The organism is Salinarimonas sp., assembly GCF_040111675.1.
Taxonomy (GTDB): Bacteria; Pseudomonadota; Alphaproteobacteria; order Rhizobiales; family Beijerinckiaceae; genus Salinarimonas.
Genome location: NZ_CP157794.1, coordinates 4,896,812 through 4,923,100, shown reverse-complemented (window position 1 = coordinate 4,923,100; position 26,289 = coordinate 4,896,812). Strand labels below are relative to the sequence as shown.

Here is a 26,289-nt window from a genome sequence, read left to right as displayed (position 1 = left end):
GTTGGCTTACACGAGCACAGGGCAGTCGATCCAGCGGAGTTTCATGATGGCGGAGGATACGACCCGGCAGCGAAGCGGTACGGGTGCGGAGCGCACCGAGCCGAGCACCCCAGCGGCGTCGACGGCGCTCGCGGGCCTGCGCGTCCTCGACCTGACCCGCGTGCGCTCCGGCCCGACCTGCGTGCGCCAGCTCGCCGACTGGGGCGCCGACGTCGTCAAGATCGAGGCGCCGGTCGACACGGCCGAGTTCGGCGGCCCGCGCGCCGGCCCCGACTTCCAGAACCTCCACCGCAACAAGCGCAGCCTCACCCTGGACCTGAAGGCCCCGGCCGGCCTCGCCGCCTTCCGCAGGCTGGCCGATGCCGCCGACGTCGTCGTCGAGAACTTCCGGCCCGACGTGAAGGACCGGCTCGGCATCGGCTACGACACGCTGGCCGAGACCAATCCCCGCCTGGTCTACGCCTCGATCTCGGGCTTCGGGCAGGACGGCCCCTACGCCGAGCGCCCCGGCTTCGACCAGATCGCGCAGGGCATGGGCGGGCTCATGTCCATCACCGGCAAGCCGGGCGACGGGCCGATGCGCGTGGGCATCCCCATCGCCGACCTGTGCGCGGGGCTCCTCGCGGCTCAGGGGATCCTGATGGCGCTCTACGAGCGGCAGCGCTCCGGGCGCGGGCAGTGGGTCCAGACCTCGCTTCTCCAGGCGCAGGTCTTCATGCTCGACTTCCAGGCCGCGCGCTACCTCATGGACGGCGTCGTGCCCAAGCAGGCGGGCAACAACCACCCGACCTCGATCCCCACCGGCGTGTTCCGGACCGCCGACGGTCACATGAACATCGCCGTCGCCGGCGCCAACATCTGGGCGCGCTTCGCCGAGGCGATGGGCAGGCCCGACTGGCTGGGCGATCCGCGTTTCGCCACGGCGCCGGCGCGCTCGGAGAACCGCGATGCGCTCACCGCCGAGATCGAGGCGATCACCACCGGCCGCACGACCGCGGAATGGATCGCGGCCTTCAACGAGGCCGGCGTTCCCGCCGGCGAGATCAACGACGTGGCGCAGGTCTTCGCCGACCCGCAGGTGCGGCATCTGGGGCTCGCCCAGCCCGTGCACAGCCAGGAGCGCGGCGATACGCGGCTCGTCGGGCAGCCCATCCTGATGAGCCGCACGCCGAGCCGCATCGCGGCCCCGCCGCCGCTCGCGGGACAGCACGCGCGCGAGATCCTGTCCGAGATCGGCTATCGCGAGGACGAGATCGATGCGCTGAAGCGCGACGGCGTCATCTGAACGAAGAAAAGGACCCCCCATGACCGACAAGATCATCACCCGGCAGGACGGCGAGATCGCGAGGATCGTCTTCAACCAGCCGGAGAAGCGCAACGCCGTCTCGCTGGAGATGTGGGAGGCGGTCGAGGTCGCGGTCTCCCGCTTCGCCGAGGACCCGAGCGTGCGGATCCTGATCCTGTCGGGCGCGGGCGGCAAGGCCTTCGTCTCGGGCGCCGACGTCTCCAAGTTCGAGAGCGAGCGCGCCAGCGAGGAGGCGGTGGCGCACTACAACGCCACGACCAAGCGCGTGTACGACATGGTCGAGGCCTTCCCGAAGCCGACCATCGCGCAGATCGACGGCTTCTGCGTCGGCGGCGGCGTGGCGCTCGCCCTGTGCTGCGACCTGCGGATCTGCGGCACCGGCTCGCAATTCGCCATCCCCGCCGCCAAGCTCGGGCTCGGCTACGCCTATCCGGGCCTGAAGCGCCTCGTCGACGTGGTGGGCCCCTCCTTCGCCAAGGAGATCTTCTTCACCGCCCGCCGTTTCGACGCGGAGGAGGCGCGCGTCATGGGTCTCGTCAACCGCGTCGTCCCCGACGGCGAGGTCGAGGCCGCGGCCGAGGAGACCGCCCGCACCATCGCCGCCAACGCGCCGATGACGGTGGCGTCCGTGAAGTTCATCGTCGGCCAGACGCTCGTGCCGGAGAGCGCGCGCGATCTCGCCGCCTGCGACGCGCGGGTGAAGGCCTGCTTCGACAGCCAGGACTACATCGAGGGCCGGCGCGCCTTCCTCGAGAAGCGCAAGCCGAACTTCGTGGGGGCCTGATGTCCGGGACGACACGGCGCGTCGACGCCGTCGAGGCGCGCGCGCATCTGGAGCGCGTGCTCGAGGGCCATGCGCAGGATTTCGAGACCTTCTTCCTCGCCCGCTTCGTCGGCCTCTCCTTCGCCTACCTGCCGGAGGAGGCGCCGGACGCGGAGAAGGAGGCCTGCCGGATCACGTTTCCCGTCACGGAGATGCTGAGGAACCCGCAGGGCTCGCTGCACGGCGGGGTCATGGCCACCGCGATGGACATCTCCATGGGCCACCTCGTGAAGAAGGTCGCGGGCGCCGGCGCGACGATCGAGATGAAGATCCAGTACATGCGCCCCGTCGTCGCCGGCACGGTGACCTGCGAGGGGCGCTTCACCAGGCGCGGACGCTCGCTCTCCTTCATGGAGAGCCGGCTCATGGGCGAGGACGGCAAGCTCGCCGCCCTCGCCACCGCCACGTGGAAGATGGGCGACACGCCCTGACCCGAGGAATACGCGCGATGCTCACGTCCAAGCCCGGCCTCCTCGAGGAGGTCCGCTCCCGCTTCGCCCATGTCGACAGCTGCCCCTTCACCGGCGAGCGGATCTTCTTCGAGAACGCCGGAGGCGCTCTGACCCTGAACAGCGTGGTCGAGACCTCGGCGCGCTTCGCGGCGATTCCCGACAACCAGGGCCGCGACAATCCCGCCTCGAAGGCGCTCCAGGCGATCATCGATCGCGCCAAGGACGACATGCGGGTGTTCTTCAACGCGCCGGGCGGCGCGTTCTTCGTCGGCGAGAGCGGCACGGAGCTCCTCTTCCGGCTGATCTCGGCCGCCTGCCTGGGCACCGGGCCCGGCCGCGTCCTCGGCTCGACGCTGGAGCATCCCGCGAGCCGCAGCGCCGCCGCGCGCTGGGCCGAGGTCGCGGGCAAGGCGCACGTCCTCGTCGCCCACGACGACGCCACGGGATCGGTCGACGCGGCGCGCTACGCCCCCGAGATCACGCCGGACACGCGCGTCGCCACCATCATCCACACCTCGCCGGTGACCGGGATGGGCGTCGACGTCGCGGCGATCGCGGCCGCGATCCGCGCGGTCGCGCCCGACTGCGTCATCGTCGTCGACGGCATCCAGCACGCCGCCCACGGGCGGCTGGACCTGTCGGCCTACGGCGTCGACGGCTACGTGGTCTCGCCCTACAAGATGTTCTCGCGCCACGGCTACGGCGTCGCCTGGGTGTCGGAGCGCCTCGCCGCGCTCCCCCACGATCACCTGATGGACGCTCCCGGCGAGCCCTGGGAGCTCGGCACGCGCGACACCGGCGCCTACGCGACCTTCTCGGACGTGGTCGCCTATCTCGAATGGCTCGGTGCGCACTTCACGACGCAGACCGATCGCCGGGCGCGGATCGTGGCGGCCGGCGAGGCCATCCACGCCCACGAGGCGCGCCTGACCGAGGCGATGATCCACGGCACCGGCAACCTGCCCGGCCTCAAGGACCTGCCGGGGGTCGGCGTGCTCAACGGCGTCGACAATCCGCGGCGCGAGGGGCTGGTCTCCCTCACGGTCGACGGCATGGCGGCGCCGGACGTGGTGGCCGCGCTGCGCGAACGCGGCGTGCGCACCCACACCCGCAAGGCCGACCATTACTCGGGCAACATCCTCGTCCCGCTCGGCCTGTCCTCCTGCGTGCGCGTCTCGCTGTGCCATTACAACGACGAGACGGAGGTCGCGCGCTTCCTCACGGCGATGCGGGAGATCGTCGAGGGCGCGTGAGCGCTCTCTCGACGTGATCGGAGGCCGCGGGAGGTCATCCCCCGGCCTTCTCCGCCGCGGCCGTCCCGCGGCTCAGCTTCTGGACCAGCGGCACGAGGCCCAGGAGGACGATCGTCACCGCGATGATCCACAGCGAGGCCGGGCGCTCGACAAAGATCGCGAACGATCCGCGCGAGATGGTCAGCGTCTGCCGCAGCGCCTCCTCGGCGAGGGGGCCGAGCACGAGCGCGAGCACCAGCGCGGCCGGCGAGAAGCCGTAGAGCCGCATGAAGAAGCCCACCACGCCGGCGGCGAACATCAGCCAGGTCTCGACGAAGGAGGCGTGCACGCTGAAGGTGCCGAGCGCGCAGATCATCACGACGGCCGGCGCGAGGAGCCTGTAGGGGACCTTCAGCAGCATCACGAAGAGCGGGATCGCGAAGATGTTGATCGCGAGGAGCGCCATGTTGCCGAGATACATCGACGCGATCAGGCCCCACGCCAGCTCGGGGTTCTGCGACATGAACAGCGGGCCGGGCCGCAGCCCCCACAGCATCAGGGCGGCGAGGAGCACCGCCGTGGAGGCCGAGCCCGGGATCCCGAGCGTGAGCAGCGGGATCATGGCCCCCGAGGAGGCGGCGTTGTTCGCCGTCTCCGGGGCGACGAGCCCGGCCATCTCGCCCTTGCCGAAATTGTCGGGATTCTTCGAGACCGAGCGCTCCAGCGAATAGGCCATCAGCGAGGCGATCGTCGCGCCCGCGCCGGGGATGACGCCGACCACGAAGCCGAGGATCGAGCCGCGCACCATGGTCATGCGGGTGGTGATCCAGTCCAGGCGGTCCGGCCAGAAGCGCTTCTCCTTGTCGTAGGCGAGGACGGCGCCGGCGCCCTGCCGGTGCAGGCCCTTGTAGAAGGAGTAGAAGACCTCGCCCAGGCCGAACAGGCCGATCGCGACGGGGATGAAGTAGATCCCCCCGATCAGCTCCGCCGAGCCGAACGTGTAGCGCCCCTGGCCCGTCTCGAGGTCGACGCCGACCGTGCCGAGCGCGAAGCCGATCAGCGCCGAGAGGCAGCCGAGCTTCCAGTTCGACCCGATCATCACGATCAGCGTCAGCATGCCCATCGTGGCGAGCAGGAAGTATTCCGGCGGGCCGAAGCTGCGCGAGACCTGCGCGAACATCGGGGCGAGCACCGTGATCAGCACGACGCCGACCGTGCCGCCGACGAAGGAGGCGACCGCCTGCATCACCAGCGCGGGCCCGGCTCGCCCCTTCTTGGCGAGCGGATAGCCGTCGAAGGTGCTCGCCACCGTGGCCGACTCGCCGGGCGTGTTCAGCAGGATCGAGGTGATCGTGCCGCCGTACATGGCGCCGTAGTAGATCGCGGCGAGCATCATGATCGCCCCGATCGGGTCCATGCCGAAGGTCACCGGCAGGAGGATGGCGAGGCCGGCGGACGGGCCGAAGCCCGGGATGACGCCCACCGTCATGCCGACCATGGCGCCGACGAAGAGGTAGAGCAGGTTGATCGGGGTGATGGCCAGCGAGAGGCCCATCACGAGATCGGCGAAGACGTCCATCGAGCCCCCTCCGAGCGGCCGCGGACGCGGCGTCGGTCTCTCGTCGAAATCAGATCGGGAAGGAAACGAGCCCGGGCGGCGTGCTCGCGTTGAGGAGCACGTCGAACAGGAGGTACACGGCGCTCGGCAGAACGAGCGCCAGCGCCCCGTTCTGCAGGTGACGGCCGGGATTGAGCAGCGACAGGGCCGCGAGCAGGAACACGACCGAGGCGAGGAAGCCGCCGAGCGCCCAGAGCAGGACGGCGTAGCCGAGCGTGAGGCCGACGAGCGCCGTCACGTCCCGCCACAGCCCCGCCGTGGCATCGGCGCGGCGCCCCTTGCGCAGCTCGTCGACGATCGTCCAGAGCGCCAGGACGATCATGAGGATGCCTATGACGCGCGGGAAGAAGCCCGGCCCCAGCCGGCCCGTGCGGGTCATGAAGCCGAGGTCGGTGAAGGCGACGGTCGTGTAGAACACGGCGCCGGCCAGGATCGCGACCAGGAATGCGATGCGCATGCGCGTCGAGCTCCCCCTCTTGGGCTGCCTCGTCGTCGCGGCGGGACGCGTTTCGCCCCGCCGCGACGTCGCTTGGGGAGACGCGCCTTACTGGATGGCGCCGACCTCGCGCAGCACCCGCGCGAAGCGGTCCTGCGTGTTGACGAGGAAGGTGCGGAAGTCCTCGCCGTACTTGATGTTCTCGGTGAGCTGGTTCTTCTCGATGTAGTCCTGCCACTCGGGTGTCTCGACGACCTGCTTCATGGTCTCGATCCAGAAGTCCTGCGCCTCGTCCGGCGCGTCGGGCGCGAGGATCAGGCCGCGCGGCATGGACACGCCGATGTCGTAGCCGAGCTCGGCCATGGTCGGCACGCCCTCGAGCTCGGAGGGGACCTTCACGCCGCTGTAGACCAGCGCCCGCAGGTCGCCCGACTCGATCATGCCGAGGATCTCGGCCGGGTTGCCGGTCATGGCGTCGACGGCGTTGGACAGGAGCGCGGTCGTCTGGTCCGCCATGGAGTTGAAGGACACGTACTCGAACTCGAAGCCCGCCGCCTCGGCGAAGAGCGTCGGCACGATGAAGTCGACGTTGACGGTGCCCGTGCCGGCGATGGTGATCGGGCGCTCCTTGGCGGCGGCGATCAGGTCCTCGATCGTCTGGATGTCGGACGAGCCGTTGACGACGAGGGCGAGGTCGTCGGTGGCGAGGAGCGCCACCGGCGTGAAGTCGGCCGGCTCCCAGGGCGTGTCGGCCTGCAGCGGCGTGGTGACGAAGCTGCCGCTCGTCGTGGAGATGTCGTAGCCGCTGCCGGAATTGGCGAAGACGTAGCCCCAGCCGACCGCGCCCGATCCGCCGGCGCGGTTCTCGGCCTTGATGTCGGCCGGGTAGAGGTCGTACTTCTCCAGGATGTCGATGATGGTGCGGGCCATGATGTCGTTGCCGCCGCCCGGGCCGAAGGCGATCGTCCAGTCGAGCGTCTCGGACGGATAGTCCTGCGCCGAGGCGTGCCCGGCGGCGCCGAGCGTCATGGCGCAGGCGGCCGCGAATGCGCCGGCGCGCAGCCAAGACGCGCCGCCGCGCAGCCGAGACGCGCCGCCGCGCAGCCGAGTGGCCGTTCCGGTCGTCTGGTTCCTCATGCTCTTTCCTCCCGTTTCTTCGGATCGTTTCGGTTCCCCGCGGGGCTCGGCGCGCGCGGTCTCCTCGAGACGTCGCGAGCCGGCCTCGTCTTGTGGGCGCGTCGTGAGACGGCGCCGGGACGCAGCGCGTCCCATCAGCGTGCGCCGGCTGCCGTAGAGTTCAAGCCCGATTTCGGCAGTATGGGCGGGCGCGAATGCCCGCTGCCCGAAGCCGCCCCGCATGCCCGTGCGCCGTGCGGCTCGGGCCGCGGCCGAGGGCCGGGAAGCCCTGCCCGCGATCGCCACCCGAGTGTCGAGACGCCCGTTCATGGCGCAAGCTCATTCCAAAAAATGTAGATTGTCAACATTCTTCGATCAATTGACAAACGAGCGGGCCGCCCCGATCGTCGCGCGAACAGGCCGCCCCGGCGCCGCCCGTCGGCGCCGTCTTTCGAAGGAGCACCGCCCCATGACCGACCGCCCGCTCGAGGGACGGACCGCCTTCGTGTCCGGCTCCGGCCGCAACATCGGTCGCGCCATCGCGGTCCGCCTCGCGCGGATGGGCTGCGACGTCGTCGTGAACGGCTCGTCCTCGCAGGACGCTTGCGGGGAGACGGCGCGCCTCGTCGAGGCCGCCGGCGCGCGCGCGCTCGTCGCCATGGGAGACGTGGGCCGGGCCGATGCGGTCGCGCGCATCGCCGACGCCGCGCTCTCCCGCTTCGGCGCGGTCGACATCGTGGTCAACAACGCGGCGCGCCGGCCGCACAAGCCGTTCCTGGAGACGACCGACGCCGACTGGCACGCCGTCGTCGACGGCGCCTTGACCGCGACGTTCCTCACCGCCCGCGCCTTCGCGCCGGGCATGGTGGAGCGGCGCTGGGGGCGGGTGATCAACTTCGCCGGGATGAAGGCGATCAAGGGCTATTTCGAGGGCGCGCCGATCTCGGCGGCGAAGCACGGGATCTGGGGGCTGACGAAGGCGCTCTCGCGGGAGCTCGGCCCGATGGGCGTCACCGTCAACGTCGTGTCGCCCGGCCAGATCCGCAGCGAGACGGCGACGCAGGACGACCCCGCCCGCGTCGCCACCATCCCGGCGGGCTTCATGGGCGCGCCCGACGACGTCGCCGCCGTCGTCGCCTTCCTGGCCTCGCCCGAGGCGCGATTCGTGAACGGTCAGATGATCGCCGTGAACGGCGGCGAAACGACCTGACGCGGCGCCCACGCGCGCCGCATCGGCCGTTTTGGCGCGAAACCGGTCTCGTTTGGCGCTCTCGACGCCGCAGCGGGACCTAGCATGACGACGGTTCGCGCTCGTGGGACGAGCGCGGTGCGCCCGGGGCCGTCGGCATGAGCGAACGTCTACTCAACGCGAACTTCCTGCTCGTCCTGGCGAGCAACGCCGTCCTCGGCGCGCCGATGCCGATGCTCATCATCCTGGGCGGGCTGGCCGGCATCCTCCTCGCGCCGTTCGATGCGATGGCCACGGTGCCGGTCTCCGTCCAGATGTTCGCAGGCCTCCTCGCGGCGGCGCCGATGTCGGTGTTCATGGGCCGGTACGGGCGCAAGCTCGGCTTTCTCCTCGCCGCCGGGCTCGCCTTCGCGGGCGGCCTCGCCGGCATGCTCGCGCTGTTCTGGGGCAGCTTCTGGCTTCTGTGCCTCGGGCACGGCTGCCTCGGCGCCGCCTTGATCAGCTTCGGCTATTTCCGCTTCGCCGCGGCCGAGCTGGTCGTCGAGAAATGGCGGCCGACGGCGATCTCCTTCACGCTGGGCGCCGGCCTCGTCGCCGCCGTGCTCGGCCCGGAGATCTTCATCCTCACCCGCGACGCCTTCGCGCCGATCCCCTTCGCGGGCGCCTACCTCGCGATCGCGGGCATCGCCGCGGCGGGCAGCGTGCTCGTGCTCGTCACCCGCTATCCGCCGCCGCCGAAGCGGGCCGAGACGGACGCGGCCGCCCCCCCCGTGGCGCCCGCGAGCGCGATCGTGCGGCGGCCGAAGGTGGCGGTCGCGCTGATCGCCTCGGCGGCGTCCTATGCCGCGATGGTGCTCCTGATGACGCCGACGCCGCTCGCCATGGTGGGATGCGGCTTCACGGACGCGCAGGCGGGCGACGTCATCCGCTGGCACGTCATCGCGATGTTCGCGCCGAGCTTCTTCACGGGCATGCTGATCTCGCGCTTCGGATCGGGCGCGATCGTCACGATCGGGGCGGTGCTGCTCGGGCTGTCGGCGGTCGCGGCCATCGCCGGCATCACGCTGGCGCACTTCTACGTCTCCCTGGTCCTGCTCGGCATCGGCTGGAACTTCGGCTTCGTCGGCGGCACGGCGATGCTGAGCGAGAGCCTCTCCCCGGCCGAGCGGCCGGCGGTGCAGGGCATCAACGACACGGGTGTCGCGCTCGCCTCGACGATCGCCTCCTTCGGGTCCGGCGCGCTGATCAGCGCCTTCGACTGGACGAGCGTCGCCCTCGCGACGCTTCCGGTCGTGGTGGCGATCGTCCTCGCCACGCTGGCGCTGCGCCTGAGCGCCGCCAGGCGGGCCCTCGGCGCCCCCCGCTGAGTGTCGGGCTTCGCCGAATGCGTGCGAGGTCGGCGGAATACACGCCGCGAATTCTGCGGAAGCGTGCCACCGGAGCAGCTTTAGATTGTCTGGATTCCGGATGGGTTTGGCGGAAAGGTGCGATTATCAGTTGCTACTTTGCGTCCGTCCTTGACGCGTCCGAGCAAGGGAGGACCCCATGGAAAACTCGGCCACGGCCGTATACGAGCGGCTCGAATCCGCCGTACGAAGCTATTGTCGCGCCTGCCCGGCGGAATTCGATCGCGCGTCCGGCTCGTACCTTTTCGACGTGAGCGGTCGCGCGTATCTCGATTTCATCGCCGGCTGCGGCGCGCTGAATTACGGTCACAACGAGCCGTCGATGAAGGCGGCGCTTCTGGACTACGTGGCCGGCGACGGCGTCTCGATGACGCTGGACTTCCATTCGCGGGCCAAGACCGAGTTCCTCCGGGCGTTCGACCGGTGCGTGCTGCGCCCGCGCGGGCTCGACTACCGCCTCCAGTTCACGGGGCCCACCGGCTCGAACGCCGTCGAGGCGGCCCTGAAGCTCGCGCGCAAGAAGACGGGGCGCAGCCGCGTCGTCGCCTTCACCAACGGCTTTCACGGCGTCAGCCTCGGCGCCCTAGCCGCCACCGGCAACGGCCACCATCGCGGCGCCTTCGAGAGCCAGCTGCACGACGTGCACCGCGCCGCCTACGACGGCTATCTCGGCCCGGACCTGGACACGGCCGAGATGCTGGACCGCATGCTGTCGGACCCCTCCGGCGGGATCGGTCCCATCGCCGCCGTCCTGTTCGAGCCGATCCAGGGCGAGGGCGGGCTGAATTGCGCCTCGCCGGAATGGGCGCAGCGCGTCTGCGCCGTCGCGCGCCGCCACGGCGCCCTCGTCATCGTCGACGAGATCCAGTCCGGCTGCGGGCGCAGCGGCGACTTCTTCGCCTTCGAAGGGCTCGGCATCGAGCCCGACGTCGTGACGCTCGCCAAGTCCCTGTCCGGGGCGGGCCTGCCCATGTCGATGGTGCTGCTCGCCCCCGAGCTCGATGCCTGGTCGCCCGGCGAGCACAACGGCACCTTCCGCGGCAACGCCCATGCCTTCGTCACCGCGCGGGCCGCGCTGGAGACGTTCTGGTCCGACGACGCCTTCGCGAGCGACGTGCGCCGCAAGGCCGCCGTCCTGCGCCGCCGCCTCGACGTCCTCGCCGCCGAGACCGGCGGGCGGGTGAAGGGGCGAGGCCTGATGAGCGGCCTCGACGTCGGCGACGGCGACGTCGCCCAGGCGATCCGGGCGGGCTGCCTGGAGGAAGGCCTGCTGCTGGAGCTGTGCGGCCCCCACGACGAGGTGGTGAAGCTGCTCGTCCCGCTCACGATCGCGGACGCGGACCTCGATCGCGGCCTGTCCATTCTCGAGAGCGTCGTGCGTACCCGCGTTCCCCCCCGCCGCGTCTCCCCGGCGCGGTCCATCGAGGCGCCGGAGCCAGTCCTGTCATGAGCAAGGTCTACGACATCGTCGGGGTCGGCTTCGGTCCCGCCAACATCGCCCTCGCCGCGCTGCTCGAGGAGGAGCGGGCCTACGAGGACGTGCTCTTCCTGGAGGGCGCGAAGACGCCGCTCTGGCAGAGCGAGATGCTGTTCGAGAACGCCCTCGACATCCACTCGAACATCCAGAACATCCCGCACCGGGATCTCGCCACCCTGCGCTCGCCGCGAAGCCGCTTCACCTTCCTCAACTACCTGCACGAGACGGGGCTGCTGCTCGAGCACCTCAACATGGACCTGCTGATGCCGATGCGGCCGGACTTCGCGGCCTATATCCGGTGGGTCTCCGAGCAGCTCGCGCATCTCGTGCGCACGGGCAAGGCGGTGCGCGGCGTCTCGATGCTCGACGAGGCGCATTCGCACGTCTACCGCATCGACACGTACGACGGCGACGCGATCTTCGCGCGCCATGTCGTGCTGGGCACCGGGCGCGACCCGCTGATCCCGGAGGCGTTCGAGGAGAGCCTGGAGACCGGGCGCGTCTTCCATCTGACGCGCTTCAACTCGTGCAGCCGCCGCCTCCTCGCCGAGGGCGCCCGCAAGTTCGCGGTGATCGGATCGAGCCAGAGCGCGGTGGAGATCCTGCTGCAGCTCTCGAAGGTCGAGCCGCGGCTCGAGCTGCATTCGATCTTCCGGCGCTTCGCCTACCCGCTCAAGGACACCAGCCCGTTCATGAGCGAGATCTACTTCCCCCAGTTCACGGATCTCTACTACAACGCCGACAAGGCTCTCAAGCAGCGCATCGATCGCGACGTGGTCCGCACCAATTACGGCGCCTGCGACATGGACGTGCTCGAGGAGCTCTACAGGCAGATCTACTACGACCGCCTGCACGGCTCCGACCTGATCCGGGTGCGGCGCATGTCCGAGGTCCGCGAGGTCGCCGCCGACGAGACCGGGGTCACCCTCGTCGTGGAGAACCACGAGACGGGGCGGACCGAGCGCGACCGGTTCGACGGCGTCGTGCTCGCCACCGGCTTCCGCAACATCGGGCCGGGCCGCGACCAGGTGCGGGTGCCGGCCATCGTGCGCGACATGACCGAGGCCTTCGCGCTCGATCCGGACGGCTGCGTCGCCGCCAACCGGGAATACCTGGCCGCGCTGCGCCCGGATCTCGGGCGCGCCGGCGGGCTCGTGCTCAACGGGCTGTGCGAGACCAGCCACGGCATGGGCGACGCGGGTTCGGTGTCGCTGCTCTCCCTGCGCGCAAAGACGATCGTCGACGCGCTCCGCGAGCTCGACGCGGGCGTGACGCGCTGCCCGCGGACCGGCATGATCCTCGAGGACGCCTGAGATGCCGGCGCCCCGAGGCCCCCGTTTCGACACGCTCGCCGTCGTGGGCGGTTACGACCACGACGAGGCGCTCACGCATCACGGCGCCATCTGCGAGCCGGCCTACGTGACGCCGGCTCAGCACTACGCGACGAGCGCCGCCATGCGCGACGCCCTTCGGGGCGAAGCGCCCGGCTGGACCTACACGCGCATCGACAACCCCACCGTCGCGCATCTCGAGGCGGCCATCGCCCGCCTCGACGGCTACGGCTGCGACGCGCCGGTGACGACGACGGCGTTCTCCTCCGGCATGGCGGCGATCTTCATGACGGTCGACGCCCTGCTGGCCGAGGATCCCGGCAAGCCGCCGCCGAACGTGGTGCTGCCCGCGGCCTGCTACGGCGGCACCTACATGCTGTTCAGCCAGCGCATCGGGATCGACCGCGGCGTGGAGGTCCGCTGGATCGCGAACAGCCTCGACCTGCAGCAATGGGCCGACGCGATCGACGCCGGCACCCGCCTCGTCTTCTGCGAGGTGCCGTCGAACCCGCATCTGCGCATGACCGACATTCCGGCGCTGGCGACGCTCGCCCATGCCCGCGGCGCGCCGCTCGCCGTGGACGCCACGGTCCCCAGCCCCGCGCTGCTGCGGCCGCTGGCCATGGGCGCGGACATCGTCGTCCACTCCGTCTCGAAGTCGATGTCCGCCAGCGGGATGAGCATCGCCGGCGCCGTCTCGTCGCGCGCGGGGATCGTCTGCGAGCACCGTCGGCGCGAGATGAGCGCGGATTTCGCCGGCTGGCTCAAGCGCGGCCCCCGTCGCGACACCGGCGTCGTGCTCAGCCCGTTCAACGCCTTCGCCACCCTCGCCGACCTGCGCGGGCTGCGCGCGCGCATGGAGATCACCAGCCGCTCCGCGGCGCGGGTCGCCCGCGCGCTGCAGGCGCATCCCTTCGTGGAGGAGGTGCTCTATCCGGGTCTGGAGCGCGATCCCGGCCATGCGATCGCCGTGCGCGACCTCGTGCTCGTCGACAGCGAGCTCGATCACGGCGCCCCGCAGAACGCGTTCGGCTACCTGCTCTCGCTGCGGCCCCGCGGCGGGGCGGCGGGCGCCTGCGCCTTCCTCGACGCGCTGCGGCTCGTGTGGCGCGCCAACGATCTCGGCCGCATGAAGAGCATCGCGACCATCCCCGCGATCGCGACCCACTCGCAGCTGACGGACGCCGAGAAGGCGGCGGCGCACGTCCCGCCGGACCTCGTGCGCCTGAGCGTCGGCTGCGAGCACGTGGACGACATCCTCGCGGATCTCGAGCAGGCCCTCGAGGCGGCCCAGGCGGTGGCGTCGTGAGGCCGGTCTACGTTTCCGGCGTCTGCGCCTACGTGCCGCCCCGGCGGATCACGATCGAGGAGGCCGTCGCGGAGGGCCGCTACGAGGAGGCCCGGGCGCGCACCGACGGCTTCACCGCCATCGCGGTCGAGGACACGCTCGACGTCGCCGCGATGGCGATGCGCGCCGCCGCGCCGCTGATCGGCGAGGCGGATCGCGATCGGGTCGGCAGCCTCTACTTCACCGCCATACACCGCCACGGTCACACGCATCTGTGGCCGCCGGCGAACCATCTGCAGAAGATGCTGCGGCTCTCCAGCGCGGCGCGCGTCCTCGGCGTCTCGCACGGCTGCAACGGCGCGTTCCTGGCGGCCTCGCTCGCCATCGACCTGATCGGCGCGGGCCAGGCGGAGGACCACCTCGTCGTCGGGGCGGACAAGTTCAGCGGCTCGGGCTTCGACCGCTTCGACTCGGACCTGGGCACGCTCTACGGCGATGCGGCGTCGGCGATCCGCTTCTCGCCCGCGCCGGGGCCGATGCGCGTCGCCGGCTTCGCGCTCGAGAGCGAGCCGCAGCTCGAGGAGATGTACCGCGCGCCGGAGCCGGGGCCGGAGGGACCGGGCGACCATCGCATCAAGGAGGCCAAGCGCGCCTTCCTCGACCGCGTGGGCCGCCCGCATTTCGACGGGCTGTTCCGGGGCGCGCTCCAGCGGCTGCGCACGCGGCTGCTCGCGCAGGTGGCGCTCGACGAGAGCCCGGCGGACTTCATCGTCTACCCGAACGTCGGCGCGGGGCTGAGCGCCGCGCTCTACGCCGGCGAGCTCGGCGATCTGGCGCGCGAGGACGTCTGGGCGTACGGCCGCAGCGTCGGCCACACCGGGGTCAGCGACCAGTTCGTCGGCCTGTGCCACCTGGTCGAGCAGGGCCGCTTGCGCGCCGGTTCGCGGGTGCTGCTGCTCGGCGCGGGCAACGGTCTCAGCCTTGCCGCGCTCGTGCTGGACTGTCGCTGAGAACGGGCTCGGGGCGGTCGTGCGCCGGCGTCGCCGCGCCGGCGCGATAGCCGCCGGGGGTGAGGCCGAGCCGCCGCGCGAAGGCCGCGTCCATCGCCGCGCGGCTGGGGAACCCGCTGAGCGTCGCCACGCGGGAGAGCGGGAGGTCGGTGGTTTCGAGATAGGTCTTCGCCCTCGAGACGCGCGCCTCCTCCACCATCTTGGCCGGCGTCACCCCGCATTCCTCCCGAAAGCGGCGGGTGAAGGTGCGCGGGGTCATCGCACAGCGCTCGGCCAGGGTCGAGACGTCGACCTTGGCCGCGGGATTCGCGCGCACCCAGAGGATCAGGTCGCGGAACTTGCGGTTTCGCGTCGGCGGGAGGTCCAGCGTTTCGGAGATCTGCCTCTGCGAGCCGGGCCGCACGGCGAACATGACGAGATCCTGGGCGACCCGCGCCGAGACCTCCGACCCGAAATCGTCGGCGACCATCGCCAGCGCCATGTCCATGCCGGCGGTGACGCCGGCGGAGGTCCAGACGCCCCCGTCCTCGACGAAGAGCACGTCCTCGACCACGCGCGCGGCCGGATGCTCCCGGCGCAGGCGCTCGATGTATTGCCAATGCGTCGTGCAGCGGCGCCCGTCGAGCAGGCCGGCCGCCGCGAGGATCAGGGCGCCCGTGCAGACGGCCGCCACCCGCTTCCCCTGCCGGCACGCGTCGCACGCGAGCCCGCGAAGCGTTCGGCTCGAGGCGGCCTCGTCCGTCCCCGGCATGCCGCCGGCGACGAGGAGGACGTCGAGGCTCTCGACGTCGACCTGCGGCCAGGATCGCGAGACGCGCAGCTCGATCGGCGAGTTCGTGGGCAGCGTGCCGGCGACGTCGGACGCGAGCGCGACGTCGTATCCCCGGTTGGACGGCAGATGCCTGTTCGCGGCCGAGAACACGGCCACCGGCCCGGCGACGTCCAGGATCTGCGCGCCCGGGAAGACGGCGGCGACCAAGCGAACCCTTCTTCGGATCATCGTTCAGCCTGTCATTCCGTCCGAATGACAGGTACAATTTTCGATCATGCGTGTCAATGTCAGCGAGACCATCGGGGGATGTGTCCGACTTCATCGGCGTGCGAGCTCCCGGGCCGACTTCCGTTGCGCGCATGACTTAGCGTTCGCCTCGGCGACCGCTGCGCGGGCCCGGGCTCATGCGCTTGCGAGACGCTCGCGCAGATAGGCCTCCGCGCCGGCGAGGGTCGTGAGGCGCGGCGTGTCCGTCTCGGGAATGTCGATGCGAAGCCGCTCGTGCAGGGCGGCGACGAGGTTGAGGAGATCCATCGAATCGATGTCCACCGCCTCGCGCAGGTCCTCGTTCGGGCCGACGTCGGCGAGGTCGGCGTCGGGGGCGATGCGCATCAGCTCCTCCTCGAAGACGGCGCGGGGATCGGGCGTGGTCATAGGCTGTCCGGCTCCTGCATCAGGCGGGCGATCTCGGCGAGGAAGAGCGCGCCGCGATGGCCGTCGCTGGCGCGGTGGTCGGCGGCGAGGGTGAGCGTCGCCAGCGGTCGCGGGACGACCGCGCCGTCGACGACGGCCGGGCGCTCCCGCGGCGTCCCGACGCCGACGAGCGCCACCTGCGGCGGGTAGATCACGCCGGCGAGCGCGTCGACGCCGCGCTCGCCCAGGCTCGAGACGGTGATCGTCGCGTCGGTCATCTCGGAGGAGCGCAGGCGCCCCGCGCGGGCGCGCGCGACGAGATCGCGGAAGGCCGCCATCAGCTCGGGGAGAGGGCGCGTCTCCGCCTCGTGCAGCGCCGGGGCGACGAGCCCGCCGCCGCGGATCGCCACCGCGACGCCGACATGCACGGCCTCCGCCGGGCGAAACCCGCCCGCCTCGTGAAAGCCGTTGAGCTCGGGGTATCGCCCCGCGGCGCGGGCGACGGCGCGCACGAGGAGGAGGCCCAGCAGGAAGCGCTCCGCCGGCGGCAGGTCGGCGTTGCGGGCCGCGACCCAGTCCCGCGCCGCGCCGACGTCGACCTCGTGGGAGAGATAGTAGTGCGGGATCTCGCGCTTCGAGCGGGCCATGGCGGCGGCGATCGCCTTGCGCATCTCGCCGAGGTCGAGCCCCGTCGCGCGCCGCGGGGCGGGCGCCGCGGGCCCGGAAAGCGCGGATTCGACGTCGGCCAGCGCGATCGCCCCGCCGGGTCCGGAGCCTCTCAGGCCGGCGAGATCGACGCCCTGCGCCTCGGCGAGACGCCGCGCGGCGGGCGAGGCGCGCGGGCGGCCGGCGGCGGGTGCGGGGGCAGGGGACGGCGGCGCAGGCGACGGCGGGCGCTCGGGCGGCGGCGCGGGGGCGATCGCCTCGGCCGGCTCCGCGGGCGCCTTCCCGGCGACCGTCTCCGCCGGGCGCTCCTCCTCCGCGCCCTTCGCCTCGGCCGCCGCCTCGCCGGGCGCGCGGATCTCGGCGAGCGGCGCGCCGACGGGGACGGTCTCGCCGACCTCGACGAGGCGGCGCGCCAGGACGCCCGTCTCGAAGATCTCGATCTCGATCGCACCCTTCTGCGTCTCCACCACCGCGACGACGTCCCCGCGCGAGACCGCCGCGCCGGGCGCGACCAGCCATTCGACGAGGGTGCCCGCCTCCATGTCCGCGCCGAGCGAGGGCATCCGGTAGAGGCCCATGGCCGGCCCTCACCCACGCCCCATCGTCGCCCGCGCGGCGGCGACGATGGCGGGGACCTGCGGCAGCGCCGCCTCCTCCAGGTGCTTGGCGTAGGGGATCGGGACCTCGGCCGCGCAGACCCGCGCCAGCGGGGCGTCGAGGTCGTAGAAGGCCTCCTCGACGATCCGCATGCCGATCTCGGCGGCGAGGCTCCCCGCGCGCCAGCCCTCGTCCACCATCACCGCCCGGCGGGTGCGCCGCACGGAGCCGAGGATGGTCGCGTCGTCGAGCGGGCGCAGGACGCGCAGGTCGATCACCTCGGCCTCGATCCCCTCGCCCGCGAGCGCGTCCGCCGCCTCCAGCGCCTTCCACAGCGTCCCGCCATAGGCGATCAGCGTCACGTCGCGGCCGGGCCGGCGGATGGCGGCGCGGTCGATGTCGACGGGGCCGGCGTCGGGGGAGAGGAGGCCCTTGCGGTTGTAGAGCATGACGTGCTCGAAGATCAGCACGGGGTCCGGCTCCTGCAGGGCCGTCCAGAGCATGCCGCGCGCGTCCTCCAGCGTCGCCGGGGCGAGCACCCGCAGGCCGGGAATGTGAGCGTACCAGCCCTCCAGGCTGTGGGAATGCTGCGCGGCGAGCTGGCGGCCCGCGCCCGTCGCCATGCGGATGACGACCGGCGCCCCGAACTGGTCGCCGGACATGTGGCGCAACGTGGCGGCGTTGTTGAGGATCTGGTCCAGCGCCAGAAGCGAGAAGTTCACCGTCATGATCTCGACGATCGGCCGCATGCCGGCCATCGCCGCGCCGATCCCCGCCCCCGTGAAGCCGAGCTCGGAGAGCGGCGTGTCGCGCACGCGCTCCTCCCCGAACTCGTCGAGCACGCCCTTGGTCACGGCGTAGCAGCCGCCGTAGCGTCCGACGTCCTCGCCCATCAGGAACACGCGCGGGTCCCGGGCGAGCGCGTCGCGGATGCCCTGCTTGACCGCCTCGCGATAGGTGGTCTCGACCGGCGCGGCCTCTTCGCGCGCCGCCGGCGGAGGCGGCGCGGGACGCTCGTCGGCGGTGACGAAGCGCGCGAGCTCGGAGACGGGCTCCGGCGTCCCCGCCTCGGCCGCGGCGCGGGCCTCGCCGATCTCGGCCTCGATCGTCTCCTCGATGCGGGCGCGGTCCGCCTCGTGCAGGACGCCGGTCTCGCGAAGCCAGGTCTCGAAGCGCAGGATCGGGCCCTTCACCCGCCAGGCCTCGATCTCCTCCTTCTGCCGATAGAGCTGCGCGTCGAACATGGAGTGCGCGCGGAAGCGGTAGGTGCGCGCCTCCAGGAAGGCCGGACCGCCACCCTCGCGGATGGCCGCGAGCGCCCGGCGGCTCGCGGCCTCCACCGCGACGACGTCCATGCCGTCGAGCGCCTCCGCCGGCATCCCGTAGCCCGCGGCCTTGGCGGCGATGTCGGGCTGCGCCTCCGAGCGGGCGAGCGCCGTGCCCATGGCGTAGAGGTTGTTCTCGCACACGAACAGGACGGGGAGCTTCCAGAGCGCGGCGAGGTTGAGGCTCTCGTGGAAGGCGCCCTCCGCCGCCGCGCCCTCGCCGAAGACGCACACCGTCACCGCCTCACGGCCCTGCATCGCATCGCCCAGCGCGAGGCCGACCGCGAGCGGCAGCCCGCCGCCGACGATGGCGTTGCCGCCGTGGAAATTGCGCGCGGCGTCGAAGAGATGCATCGAGCCGCCCCGCCCGCGGCTGCAGCCCTCGACCTTGCCCATCATCTCCGCGAAGAGCGCGGCCATCGGCACGCCGCGGGCGAGCGCGTGGCCGTGCTCGCGATAGGTCGCGACCACCCGGTCCTCCGGGCGCAGGCCGGCGGAGACGCCCACCGCGATCGCCTCCTCGCCGTCGTAGAGATGCAGGAAGCCGCGGATCTCCTCGCGCGTGTAGAGCTCGGCGCAGGCCTCCTCGAAGCGCCGGATGCGGATCATGCCGGCGAGGAGGGCGAGCTCGTGCTCGCGCGTCAGCCGCGGCTTGTCGGCGGCGCTCATCGCTCCTCGCTCTCCAGCGTCGAGAGATCGCCCTCGGGCAGGCCGAGCGCGCGGGCCTTCAGCAGCCGGCGCATGATCTTGCCCGAGCGGGTCTTCGGCAGGTTCTGGCGGAACACGATCCGGCGCGGCGCCACCGCCGGGCCGAGCCGCTTGCGGGCGTGCGCCGCGAGATCGCGCTCGAGCGCCTCGTCCGCGTCGTGGTCGGGCTTGAGCGCGACGTAGGCGACGACCACCTCGCCGGCGACGGGATCGGGCAGGCCGATCACGCCGGCCTCGGCGACGGCCGGGTGCTCGACGAGGGCGCTCTCCACCTCGAACGGCCCGATCAGGTGGCCGGCGGACTTGATCATGTCGTCGGCGCGGCCGAGGAACCAGAAATACCCGTCCGCGTCGCGCATGGCGAGGTCGCCGGAGAGGTACCAGCCGCTGGCGAAGGCCTTGGCATAGCGCGCCTCCTCGTTGAGGTAGCCGCGCATCATCGAGGGCCAGCCGGGCTTCAACGCGAGCTCGCCGGGGCGCATCGGCTCGCTCACGACCCCGACCTCGTCGCCACGGCGCTCCACGATCGCCGCCTCGATCCCGGGGAGCGGCTTGCCCATGGAGCCCGGCCGGATCTCCATCGCCGCGAGGTTGGCGATCATGATGCCGCCGGTCTCGGTCTGCCACCAATTGTCGTGGAAAGGCCGGCCGTAGGTCTCGTGCGACCAGACCACCGCCTCGGGGTTCAGCGGCTCGCCGACGCTCGCGAGGAAGCGCAGGGAGGAGAGGTCGTGCGCCCGCGCGGCCTCGGGGCCGGCCTTCATCAGCATGCGGATCGCGGTGGGGGCCGTGTACCAGACGCCGACGCGCTCCGCTTCGATGATGCCGTACCAGCGCTCGGCGTCGAACTCGGCCTCGTCGATCACGAGGCGGGCGCGGTTCGCGAGCGGCGCGAGGATGCCGTAGGAGGTGCCCGTCACCCAGCCGGGGTCGGCGGTGCACCAATAGACCTCGTCGGCGTGCAGATCGAGGGCGAAGCGGCCGGTGACCACGTGGGCGAGGATCGCCTCGTGGACGTGAATGGCGCCCTTCGGCTTGCCCGTCGTGCCGCTGGTGAAGTGGAGGAGCGCCATGTCCTGTGGGCGCGTGCGGACGGTCTCGAACTCGGGCGCGGCCTCTCCCATCAGCGCGGCGAGCGAGGCCGTTCCCTCCGGCGCCGCGCCCTCGACGTCGGCCAGGAGGACGTGCTTCAGCGAGGGCAGCGCGGCGCGCCAGGGCGCCACCTTGCGGCGGTAGTGCCGCTCGGTGGTGACGAGGACCGAGGCCTCCCCGATGGTCATGCGCGCCTGCACGGGCTCCGGGCCGAAGGCGGCGAAGAGCGGCGAGAGCACGCAACCGGCCTTCAGCGTGCCGAGCACGGCGGTGTAGAGCGCAGGCCCGCGGCCGAGCAGCGTGTAGACCCGCTCGCCCGGCGCGACGCCGAGGCCGCGCAGCACGTTGGCGAAGCGGGCCGTCTCCCGGGCGAGATCGGAATAGGTCAGGTCGCGGCGCGCGCCGTCGGCGGCGACGAAGCGCAGCGCCCGCGTCTCGCCGTGGCCGGCGGCCACGTGCCGGTCGACGGCCTCGTGCGCCATGTTGAGCGCGCCGCCGGGCAGGCCGTCGAGGAGCGCCCGGGCGACGTCCCAGGAGAACTCCGCCCGCACCGCCTCGACGTCGCGCAGGTTGGCGCCCGCGACGTCGGCGGGGCTCTTGGGGATCGGTGCGAACCGCGCGGGCCGCGTCTCGGCGTGGGACGTGTCGGGGCGGGTCTCGGCGGAACTCATGGTGCGGCCTCCGATGGGCTCGGACGAGGCTCGGGCGCGTGTCGCAGGCCCATGATCCGCCGGCCTGCCCGGGCGCGGTTGAGGATTGTCAACGACGCCGCCGAATTCGCCGGGCCCGGGCCGGGGGCCGGGCGGCGGCGGCGGCGCTCAGGCGAGGAGGCCCGCGAACGGATGGAAGTCCATCGGCACGCCGGCATCGGCGGTCGTCGCGTCGGCCGGGATCTCCGCGAAGCCGTCGGCCTCCGCGAGCGGCCGCAGCCGGGCCGAATTCGTCGAGGCGAGCGCGAGCCGCGTCCCGCCCTCGGTCCGCACGAGCCGCGCCGGCACGAACTCCGTGCGGCCCGGCTTGCGCGCGAGCGGCTCCGCGAGCGGCGTCGGCAGCCCCGCCGGCCGGCGCGGCGTCCCGCCCGCGAGCCGGGCGAGCATCGCGCGTCCGAGGAGCGAAAACACGACGAGGGCCGACACCGGGTTGCCCGGCAGCCCGAGCACGGACGCGGCCCCGATACGCCCCACGAGCGCCGGCTTGCCGGGCTTGAGCGCCATCGCGAGGGTCTCCGCCTCGCCGCCGGCGAGACGCACGGCGCGCGCGGCGTGATCCTCCTCGCCGACCGACGCGCCGCCGGACGTGACGATCAGGTCGCAGGCGCCCGCGAGCGCGGCGAGCCGGGAGGCCTGCTCGGACGCGTCGTCGCGCACGATCCCGGCGTCGATCGGCGCGCAGCCGGCGGCCGCGAGCAGGGCCAGGAGCATCGGCCGGTTGGCGTCGTGGATCGCGGCCGGCGCGAGCGGCGCGTCCGGGCCCGCGAGCTCGTCGCCCGTGGAGACGACGGCGACGCGCGGACGGCGCCGCACGGCGAGCGTGCCGACGCCCTGCGCGGCGAGGAGGGCCACCACCCGCGCCTCGATCCGCGTCCCCGCCTCGGCGAGCCGATCGCCGACGCCGACGTCCTCTCCCGTGCGGCGGATGTGCGCGCCGGCGCGAACCGGGCGTGTCAGCACCACCGCGTGTCCGTCGGCGCGCACGTCCTCCTGCATGACCACCGCGTCGGCTCCGGGAGGGATCGGCGCGCCGGTGAAGATGCGCGCGGCCTCGGCGGCGCCGATGCGGGTGCCGCGGGCGCCGGCCGCGATCCGGCCGACCACGGCGAGGCGGGCGCCGGCCGCGAGCCCTCCGCCGGCGCGGACCGCGTACCCGTCCATCGCCGAGCGGTCGAAAGCCGGGGAGGCGACGCGCGCGTGGACGGATCGGGCGAGGACCCGCCCCGCGGCCGCGCCGAGCGGCAGAACCTCGACGTCGGCGAGCGGCGCGGCCCAGGCCGCTGCCCGCGCCATCGCCGCGTCGATGGAGACGAGGCCGTTTCGTTCGCGGTCGCAGGCGCAGACGTCGTTGGCGGGGGCGTCGAGAATGGCGAGCGGGGGCATCGGGGGCTCTCCGGCTGGTGGCCCGCTCGGTCGCGGAGCGGGTCCTCCAGCCTAAGGCGCGCCCGGTCCGGCGCGATTCAGGCGCGTTCCCTAAGGGAAGGCCCTGAGACCCGCCGACGCTCCGCCAGGGCCGCGCGGATGCCCTCGATCAGGGCGGCGTCCTCGAGCGGCTTCTCCAGCACGAGCGCGATGCCGGCGGCGTCGGCGCGCGCGCGCATCTCGGGATCGGCCTTGGCGGTGATCAGGATCGCGGGCAGCGCCCGCTGCGCGGCACGCAGCCGCTCCACGAGCGTCACCCCGTCCATGCCGGGCATGTAGTAGTCGACGACCAGGCAGCCGCCCTCGACCGTCTGCGCGGCGAGGCAGGCCGGCCCGTCCGCATGGGCCTCGACCGCGAGCCCCTCGAGCTCCAGCGAGAAGGTCAAGGCGCGCCGCACGGCGTCGTCGTCGTCGACGAGGATCACGAGACCCGACGTCCCGGGCATGGCACGGCCACTCCGTCCTGGACGCCTTCGCCGAGAAGGCGCCCCTCGCGGCAGATATGACCGCGAACCGGATCCGCCTCCATTCAGGTGCATCCCTTAAGGTGCACGTCGCGTGGGAGATCAGCGGGTGGCGACACCGCAGACGAGGGCCATTCTCACCAGTTCCGAGAGGCTGCCGGCCTTCATCTTCGTCATCAGGTTCGCGCGGTAGATCTCGACCGTGCGATGGCTGATCTCGAGATCCTGCGCGATCACCTTGTTGGCCTTGCCGGCGACGAGCCCCTCCAGGACCTGGCCCTCGCGCTCGGAGAGCGTGGCGAGACGCGCCTTGAGCTCGGCGGTTTCCGCGTCGCGGTGGGCGGCGCTCGCCCCGCGCTCGAGCGCGGCGCGGACCGTGGCGATGAGGCGCTCGTCGTCGAAGGGCTTCTCGACGAAGTCCACCGCGCCCTCCTTCATCGCCTCGACGGCGAGCGGCACGTCGGCATGGCCGGTGATGACGATCACCGGCGCCGACCAGCCCTTCGCCTTCATCCGGCGCAGCAGCTCGATACCGTCGATGCCGGGCATGCGCACGTCGGTGACGACGCAGCCCGCGGGCGCGTCGCGCAGGCTGTCCAGGAACGCGCTCGCCGACTCGTGCAGCCGCACCGAGAGCCCGTCCGAGGCGAGCAGGAAGGACAGGGACTGGCGCACGGCGAGGTCGTCGTCGACGACGTGCACGGTGGCTTCATTCGACATTCTCGAGCTCCTTCTCGTCGACGGCGCGCAGGGTGAAGCGGAACGTCGTGCCGCGCCCGGGCTCGCTCTCCACCGAAATCTTGCCGCCGTGCGATTCGACGATCGTCCGGCAGATGGACAGCCCGACCCCCATGCCGTGCGGCTTGGTCGTGACGAAGGGCTGGAACAGCTGCGCCGCGATCTCCGAGGCGATGCCGCAGCCCGTATCGGAGACGCGGATCTCCACGAGCCCGTCTTCCGGCAACGCGCGCGTGGAGACCACGAGCTCGCGGCGTGGGCAGCCCTCCATCGCCTCGATGGCGTTGCGGATCAGGTTGAGCAGCACCTGCTGGACCTGGATGCGGTCGACGAGGACGAGCCTGGCCCGCGGGTCGAAGCGGTAGGAGACGCGAACGCCCTTCTCGCGCGCGCCGACGAGGGCGAGCGCGCTCGTGTCCTCGACGAGCTTGGGCAGCCGCTCGATGTGGCGCTCGCTCTCGCCGCGGGCCACGAACTCGCGCAGGTGGCGGATCACCTGGCCTGCGCGCAGCGCCTGGTTCGCCGCCTCCTCGACGGCCCCCGACAGCATCGCGACCTGCGGGCCGTCCATCTTCTCGAGGATGCGCCGGCAGCCCTTGAGGTAGTTGGCGATGGCCGTGAGGGGCTGGTTGATCTCGTGGGCGAGCGTCGAGGCCATCTCGCCGAGCGCGGTGAAGCGCGACATGTGCACGAGCTCGGCCTGCAGCTCCGCCATGCGCGTCTCGGCGCGCTGGCGCTCCGAGACGTCGCGGACGAAGCCGGTGAAGCGCCGCCGGTCGGCCTCGCGCATCTCGCCGATGGCGAGCTCGAGCGGGAAGGTGGTGCCGTCCTTGCGCTGCCCGGTGACGACGCGGCCGGTGCCGACGATGCGCCGCTCGCCGGTCTCGAGGTAGCGGCGCATGTAGCCGTCGTGATGCTCGCGGTAGGGGCTCGGCATCAGGATGCGCACGTTGGCGCCGATCACCTCCTCGGGCTCGTAGCCGAAGAGCCGCACGGCGGTGGCCGAGAAGCTCTCGATCGTGCCGCGCTCGTCGGTGACGATCATCGCGTCGGGCACCGCCTCGAGGATCGAGGTGAGATGCGCCTCGCGGCGCTCGAGCGCGCCCTCCGCCTCGACGAGATCGGTGATGTCGACGGTCGCCTTGGCGAAGCCGACGGGCGCGCCCGCCTCGTTCGTCAGGGGGGTGATCGTCGTCTTGGCGACGAAGCGCGAGCCGTCCTTTCGCTGGCGCGTGCCCTGCTCGACGTAGCGTCCGGTCTCGCGCGCGACCGCGAGCTCGTTGTCGGGCTTGCCCGCGGCCGCGTCCTCCGGCGGGTAGATGATGGAGAAATGCTGGCCCAGCGCCTCCTCGGGCATCCACCCCGTGATGGCGCGCGCGCCGGCGTTCCAGCTGGTGATGCGGCCGTCGGCGTCGAGGATGACGAGGGCGACGTCGGTGATCGCCTCGACCAGCTGGTCGGCGGCGAGGCTCTGGGCGGGGGATGGCGCCATGCGCGCGGCGGGCTCCGTTGCCGGCTGATCGAACGAGGCCGGAATGTAGGATGCTTTACGCAGCGTCGCCACTGCCTCGTCCGCGCTCATCCCGCGATCCAGGCGGTGGGGTCGACGCCGATCAGCCAGGCATGGCCGTGGACGAGGAACCAGGCGTAGAGAGCGAGGGCGGCGAGCGCGGCGAGCGCGAGCCCGCTCCAGCCGGCGCCGGTGACGCCGGGCTTCGCGAGCGCCCGCCAGCGGGCGTCGCCGAGCCTGAGCCGCGCACGCCGATCGAGAAGCGGCATGCCGAGCGCGGCGAAGGCGGCCATGCCGCCGAACAGCACGAGCGACACCAGGTCTCCGTTCGGCGGAACGTGCGAGAGCGCCCAGACGAGAAAGCCCCACAGGACCGGATGCCGCGTCAGCCGCACGATCGCGCCGGGCGTCTCGCCGGCGCGCAGCGTGATCGAGAGCGGGTTGGGCTGGACGAGCCCCGCGACGAGGAGCACGGCGGCGACGGGCATCGCGAGGAGCGGTATCCAGGCCTGCCAGGGCGCCGGATACCAGAGCGGGACGACGGGCGCGCGTCGCGCCGCATCGACCAGCCAGGCCAGGAGCGCGACGGAGAGGATCGAATAGCCGGCGAGATAAGGTCCCCGACCCACCCGCGCGACGAGCCGGTCCTTCAGCCCCAGCCGCGCCGGCAGGCTGTGGGCGAGCAGGAAGACGAGGAGGGCTGCGGCGAATTCGAGCATTCCGGCGGACCCGTGACTCCTGGCGTGCGGGGAGCGGCTTTCGGCCGGACGGCGTCGGCGCGGGCGCGTTCGAGCCCCGTCTCGGACCATCGCCGCGTCCGCCGGCCGGTGTCCACCTCCTCGGAGGACGCCCTAGCGGCGACGCCGCGGCGCATCCTTGTCGCAGGACAAGCTCGGGCGGACGTCGCCGCAGCGGCCCCCCTTTGTCAGGTTCGATGGTCGACGCCGACCGGAAGCGGGCTCGCGGAG

At 72.3% G+C, this 26,289-nt stretch carries 23 protein-coding genes; 10 read left to right on the top strand and 13 right to left on the bottom strand.

All coding sequences use genetic code 11. From position 1 onward, the window contains the following. Positions 1-46 precede the first annotated feature (46 nt). From ABL310_RS22830 to ABL310_RS22815, 4 genes are read left to right on the top strand one after another with little or no spacing between them, the layout of a single operon-like run. Positions 47-1,285 (top strand): CoA transferase, encoded by a 1,239-nt coding sequence (locus ABL310_RS22830; RefSeq protein ID WP_349369294.1) that lies wholly within the window; start codon positions 47-49, stop codon positions 1,283-1,285. Between the two features lie 19 nt (positions 1,286-1,304). Then, positions 1,305-2,090, top strand: coding sequence for an enoyl-CoA hydratase (locus ABL310_RS22825; RefSeq protein ID WP_349369293.1), 786 nt, complete (start codon positions 1,305-1,307; stop codon positions 2,088-2,090). Continuing rightward, a complete protein-coding gene (locus ABL310_RS22820; RefSeq protein WP_349369292.1) occupies positions 2,090-2,560 on the top strand; it encodes a PaaI family thioesterase in 471 nt (156 codons plus the stop codon). The genes ABL310_RS22825 and ABL310_RS22820 overlap by 1 nt, the downstream gene beginning before the upstream one ends. Before the next feature lie 17 nt (positions 2,561-2,577). Next, a complete protein-coding gene (locus tag ABL310_RS22815; protein WP_349369291.1) occupies positions 2,578-3,834 on the top strand; it encodes an aminotransferase class V-fold PLP-dependent enzyme in 1,257 nt (418 codons plus the stop codon). 34 nt (positions 3,835-3,868) lie between these two features. Here ABL310_RS22815 and ABL310_RS22810 read toward each other — a convergent pair whose 3' ends face one another. The 3 genes from ABL310_RS22810 to ABL310_RS22800 form a co-directional block, all read right to left on the bottom strand. Next, positions 3,869-5,392, bottom strand: coding sequence for a tripartite tricarboxylate transporter permease (locus tag ABL310_RS22810; protein WP_349369290.1), 1,524 nt, complete (start codon positions 5,390-5,392; stop codon positions 3,869-3,871). A 49-nt stretch (positions 5,393-5,441) separates the two neighbouring features. Next, complete coding sequence (locus ABL310_RS22805) at positions 5,442-5,888, bottom strand: tripartite tricarboxylate transporter TctB family protein (protein WP_349369289.1); 447 nt, start codon at positions 5,886-5,888, stop codon at positions 5,442-5,444. A gap of 87 nt (positions 5,889-5,975) precedes the next feature. Beyond that, positions 5,976-7,004, bottom strand: coding sequence for a tripartite tricarboxylate transporter substrate-binding protein (locus tag ABL310_RS22800; RefSeq protein ID WP_349369288.1), 1,029 nt, complete (start codon positions 7,002-7,004; stop codon positions 5,976-5,978). Positions 7,005-7,452: 448 nt separating this feature from the next. On the opposite strand from ABL310_RS22800, the gene ABL310_RS22795 reads away from it, so the two are divergent. From ABL310_RS22795 to ABL310_RS22770, 6 genes are all read left to right on the top strand, one after another. After that, positions 7,453-8,193 (top strand): SDR family oxidoreductase, encoded by a 741-nt coding sequence (locus tag ABL310_RS22795; RefSeq protein WP_349369287.1) that lies wholly within the window; start codon positions 7,453-7,455, stop codon positions 8,191-8,193. A 137-nt stretch (positions 8,194-8,330) separates the two neighbouring features. After that, the gene (locus tag ABL310_RS22790) at positions 8,331-9,539 is read left to right on the top strand and encodes an MFS transporter (protein WP_349369286.1); all 1,209 of its coding nucleotides are present in this window, start codon (positions 8,331-8,333) and stop codon (positions 9,537-9,539) included. Positions 9,540-9,717: 178 nt separating this feature from the next. Next, entirely contained in the window at positions 9,718-11,028 is a 1,311-nt protein-coding gene (locus ABL310_RS22785; protein WP_349369285.1) for an aspartate aminotransferase family protein, read from the top strand. Next, positions 11,025-12,368: a SidA/IucD/PvdA family monooxygenase gene (locus tag ABL310_RS22780; RefSeq protein WP_349369284.1), complete on the top strand. Its 1,344-nt coding sequence runs from the start codon at positions 11,025-11,027 to the stop codon at positions 12,366-12,368. The genes ABL310_RS22785 and ABL310_RS22780 overlap by 4 nt, the downstream gene beginning before the upstream one ends. 1 nt (position 12,369) lies before the next feature. Next, positions 12,370-13,695: a PLP-dependent aspartate aminotransferase family protein gene (locus tag ABL310_RS22775; protein ID WP_349369283.1), complete on the top strand. Its 1,326-nt coding sequence runs from the start codon at positions 12,370-12,372 to the stop codon at positions 13,693-13,695. Beyond that, a complete protein-coding gene (locus ABL310_RS22770) occupies positions 13,692-14,684 on the top strand; it encodes a ketoacyl-ACP synthase III family protein (protein WP_349369282.1) in 993 nt (330 codons plus the stop codon). The genes ABL310_RS22775 and ABL310_RS22770 overlap by 4 nt, the downstream gene beginning before the upstream one ends. Here the strand turns inward: ABL310_RS22770 and ABL310_RS22765 are convergent. The 10 genes from ABL310_RS22765 to ABL310_RS22720 form a co-directional block, all read right to left on the bottom strand. Continuing rightward, a complete protein-coding gene (locus tag ABL310_RS22765) occupies positions 14,650-15,663 on the bottom strand; it encodes a DJ-1/PfpI family protein (protein WP_349369281.1) in 1,014 nt (337 codons plus the stop codon). The genes ABL310_RS22770 and ABL310_RS22765 overlap by 35 nt on opposite strands. Positions 15,664-15,858: 195 nt before the next feature. Next, on the bottom strand, positions 15,859-16,110 hold the full coding sequence (locus tag ABL310_RS22760; protein WP_349369280.1) for an acyl carrier protein: 252 nt from the start codon (positions 16,108-16,110) through the stop codon (positions 15,859-15,861). Then, a complete protein-coding gene (locus ABL310_RS22755; RefSeq protein ID WP_349369279.1) occupies positions 16,107-17,333 on the bottom strand; it encodes a dihydrolipoamide acetyltransferase family protein in 1,227 nt (408 codons plus the stop codon). Before ABL310_RS22755 ends, ABL310_RS22760 begins: the two co-directional genes overlap by 4 nt. Positions 17,334-17,342: 9 nt before the next feature. Further along, positions 17,343-19,346, bottom strand: coding sequence for a pyruvate dehydrogenase (acetyl-transferring) E1 component subunit alpha (gene pdhA, locus ABL310_RS22750; protein ID WP_349369278.1), 2,004 nt, complete (start codon positions 19,344-19,346; stop codon positions 17,343-17,345). Continuing rightward, positions 19,343-21,148, bottom strand: coding sequence for an acetate--CoA ligase (gene acsA, locus ABL310_RS22745; protein WP_349369277.1), 1,806 nt, complete (start codon positions 21,146-21,148; stop codon positions 19,343-19,345). The genes pdhA and acsA overlap by 4 nt, the downstream gene beginning before the upstream one ends. Before the next feature lie 147 nt (positions 21,149-21,295). Continuing rightward, positions 21,296-22,570 (bottom strand): gephyrin-like molybdotransferase Glp, encoded by a 1,275-nt coding sequence (gene glp / locus ABL310_RS22740; protein WP_349369276.1) that lies wholly within the window; start codon positions 22,568-22,570, stop codon positions 21,296-21,298. A 77-nt stretch (positions 22,571-22,647) separates the two neighbouring features. Further along, positions 22,648-23,055: a response regulator gene (locus ABL310_RS22735; RefSeq protein ID WP_349369275.1), complete on the bottom strand. Its 408-nt coding sequence runs from the start codon at positions 23,053-23,055 to the stop codon at positions 22,648-22,650. A 120-nt stretch (positions 23,056-23,175) separates the two neighbouring features. Further along, entirely contained in the window at positions 23,176-23,793 is a 618-nt protein-coding gene (gene fixJ, locus ABL310_RS22730; RefSeq protein WP_349369274.1) for a response regulator FixJ, read from the bottom strand. Next, complete coding sequence (locus tag ABL310_RS22725; RefSeq protein WP_349369273.1) at positions 23,783-25,303, bottom strand: PAS domain S-box protein; 1,521 nt, start codon at positions 25,301-25,303, stop codon at positions 23,783-23,785. Before ABL310_RS22725 ends, fixJ begins: the two co-directional genes overlap by 11 nt. Before the next feature lie 86 nt (positions 25,304-25,389). Then, positions 25,390-26,040: an NnrU family protein gene (locus ABL310_RS22720; protein WP_349369272.1), complete on the bottom strand. Its 651-nt coding sequence runs from the start codon at positions 26,038-26,040 to the stop codon at positions 25,390-25,392. Between the last annotated feature and the right edge of the window lie 249 nt (positions 26,041-26,289).

Coding starts and splice junctions, on each gene's coding strand:
- pdhA (WP_349369278.1), bottom strand. CDS start 19,346: ATGAGCGCCGCCGACAAGCCGCGGCTGACGCGCGAGCACGAGCTCGCC.
- ABL310_RS22780 (WP_349369284.1), top strand. CDS start 11,025: ATGAGCAAGGTCTACGACATCGTCGGGGTCGGCTTCGGTCCCGCCAAC.
- glp (WP_349369276.1), bottom strand. CDS start 22,570: ATGCCCCCGCTCGCCATTCTCGACGCCCCCGCCAACGACGTCTGCGCC.
- ABL310_RS22790 (WP_349369286.1), top strand. CDS start 8,331: ATGAGCGAACGTCTACTCAACGCGAACTTCCTGCTCGTCCTGGCGAGC.
- fixJ (WP_349369274.1), bottom strand. CDS start 23,793: ATGTCGAATGAAGCCACCGTGCACGTCGTCGACGACGACCTCGCCGTG.
- ABL310_RS22725 (WP_349369273.1), bottom strand. CDS start 25,303: ATGGCGCCATCCCCCGCCCAGAGCCTCGCCGCCGACCAGCTGGTCGAG.
- ABL310_RS22785 (WP_349369285.1), top strand. CDS start 9,718: ATGGAAAACTCGGCCACGGCCGTATACGAGCGGCTCGAATCCGCCGTA.
- ABL310_RS22760 (WP_349369280.1), bottom strand. CDS start 16,110: ATGACCACGCCCGATCCCCGCGCCGTCTTCGAGGAGGAGCTGATGCGC.
- ABL310_RS22825 (WP_349369293.1), top strand. CDS start 1,305: ATGACCGACAAGATCATCACCCGGCAGGACGGCGAGATCGCGAGGATC.
- ABL310_RS22795 (WP_349369287.1), top strand. CDS start 7,453: ATGACCGACCGCCCGCTCGAGGGACGGACCGCCTTCGTGTCCGGCTCC.
- ABL310_RS22815 (WP_349369291.1), top strand. CDS start 2,578: ATGCTCACGTCCAAGCCCGGCCTCCTCGAGGAGGTCCGCTCCCGCTTC.
- ABL310_RS22810 (WP_349369290.1), bottom strand. CDS start 5,392: ATGGACGTCTTCGCCGATCTCGTGATGGGCCTCTCGCTGGCCATCACC.
- acsA (WP_349369277.1), bottom strand. CDS start 21,148: ATGAGTTCCGCCGAGACCCGCCCCGACACGTCCCACGCCGAGACGCGG.
- ABL310_RS22805 (WP_349369289.1), bottom strand. CDS start 5,888: ATGCGCATCGCATTCCTGGTCGCGATCCTGGCCGGCGCCGTGTTCTAC.
- ABL310_RS22720 (WP_349369272.1), bottom strand. CDS start 26,040: ATGCTCGAATTCGCCGCAGCCCTCCTCGTCTTCCTGCTCGCCCACAGC.
- ABL310_RS22830 (WP_349369294.1), top strand. CDS start 47: ATGGCGGAGGATACGACCCGGCAGCGAAGCGGTACGGGTGCGGAGCGC.
- ABL310_RS22775 (WP_349369283.1), top strand. CDS start 12,370: ATGCCGGCGCCCCGAGGCCCCCGTTTCGACACGCTCGCCGTCGTGGGC.
- ABL310_RS22820 (WP_349369292.1), top strand. CDS start 2,090: ATGTCCGGGACGACACGGCGCGTCGACGCCGTCGAGGCGCGCGCGCAT.
- ABL310_RS22800 (WP_349369288.1), bottom strand. CDS start 7,004: ATGAGGAACCAGACGACCGGAACGGCCACTCGGCTGCGCGGCGGCGCG.
- ABL310_RS22755 (WP_349369279.1), bottom strand. CDS start 17,333: ATGGGCCTCTACCGGATGCCCTCGCTCGGCGCGGACATGGAGGCGGGC.
- ABL310_RS22735 (WP_349369275.1), bottom strand. CDS start 23,055: ATGCCCGGGACGTCGGGTCTCGTGATCCTCGTCGACGACGACGACGCC.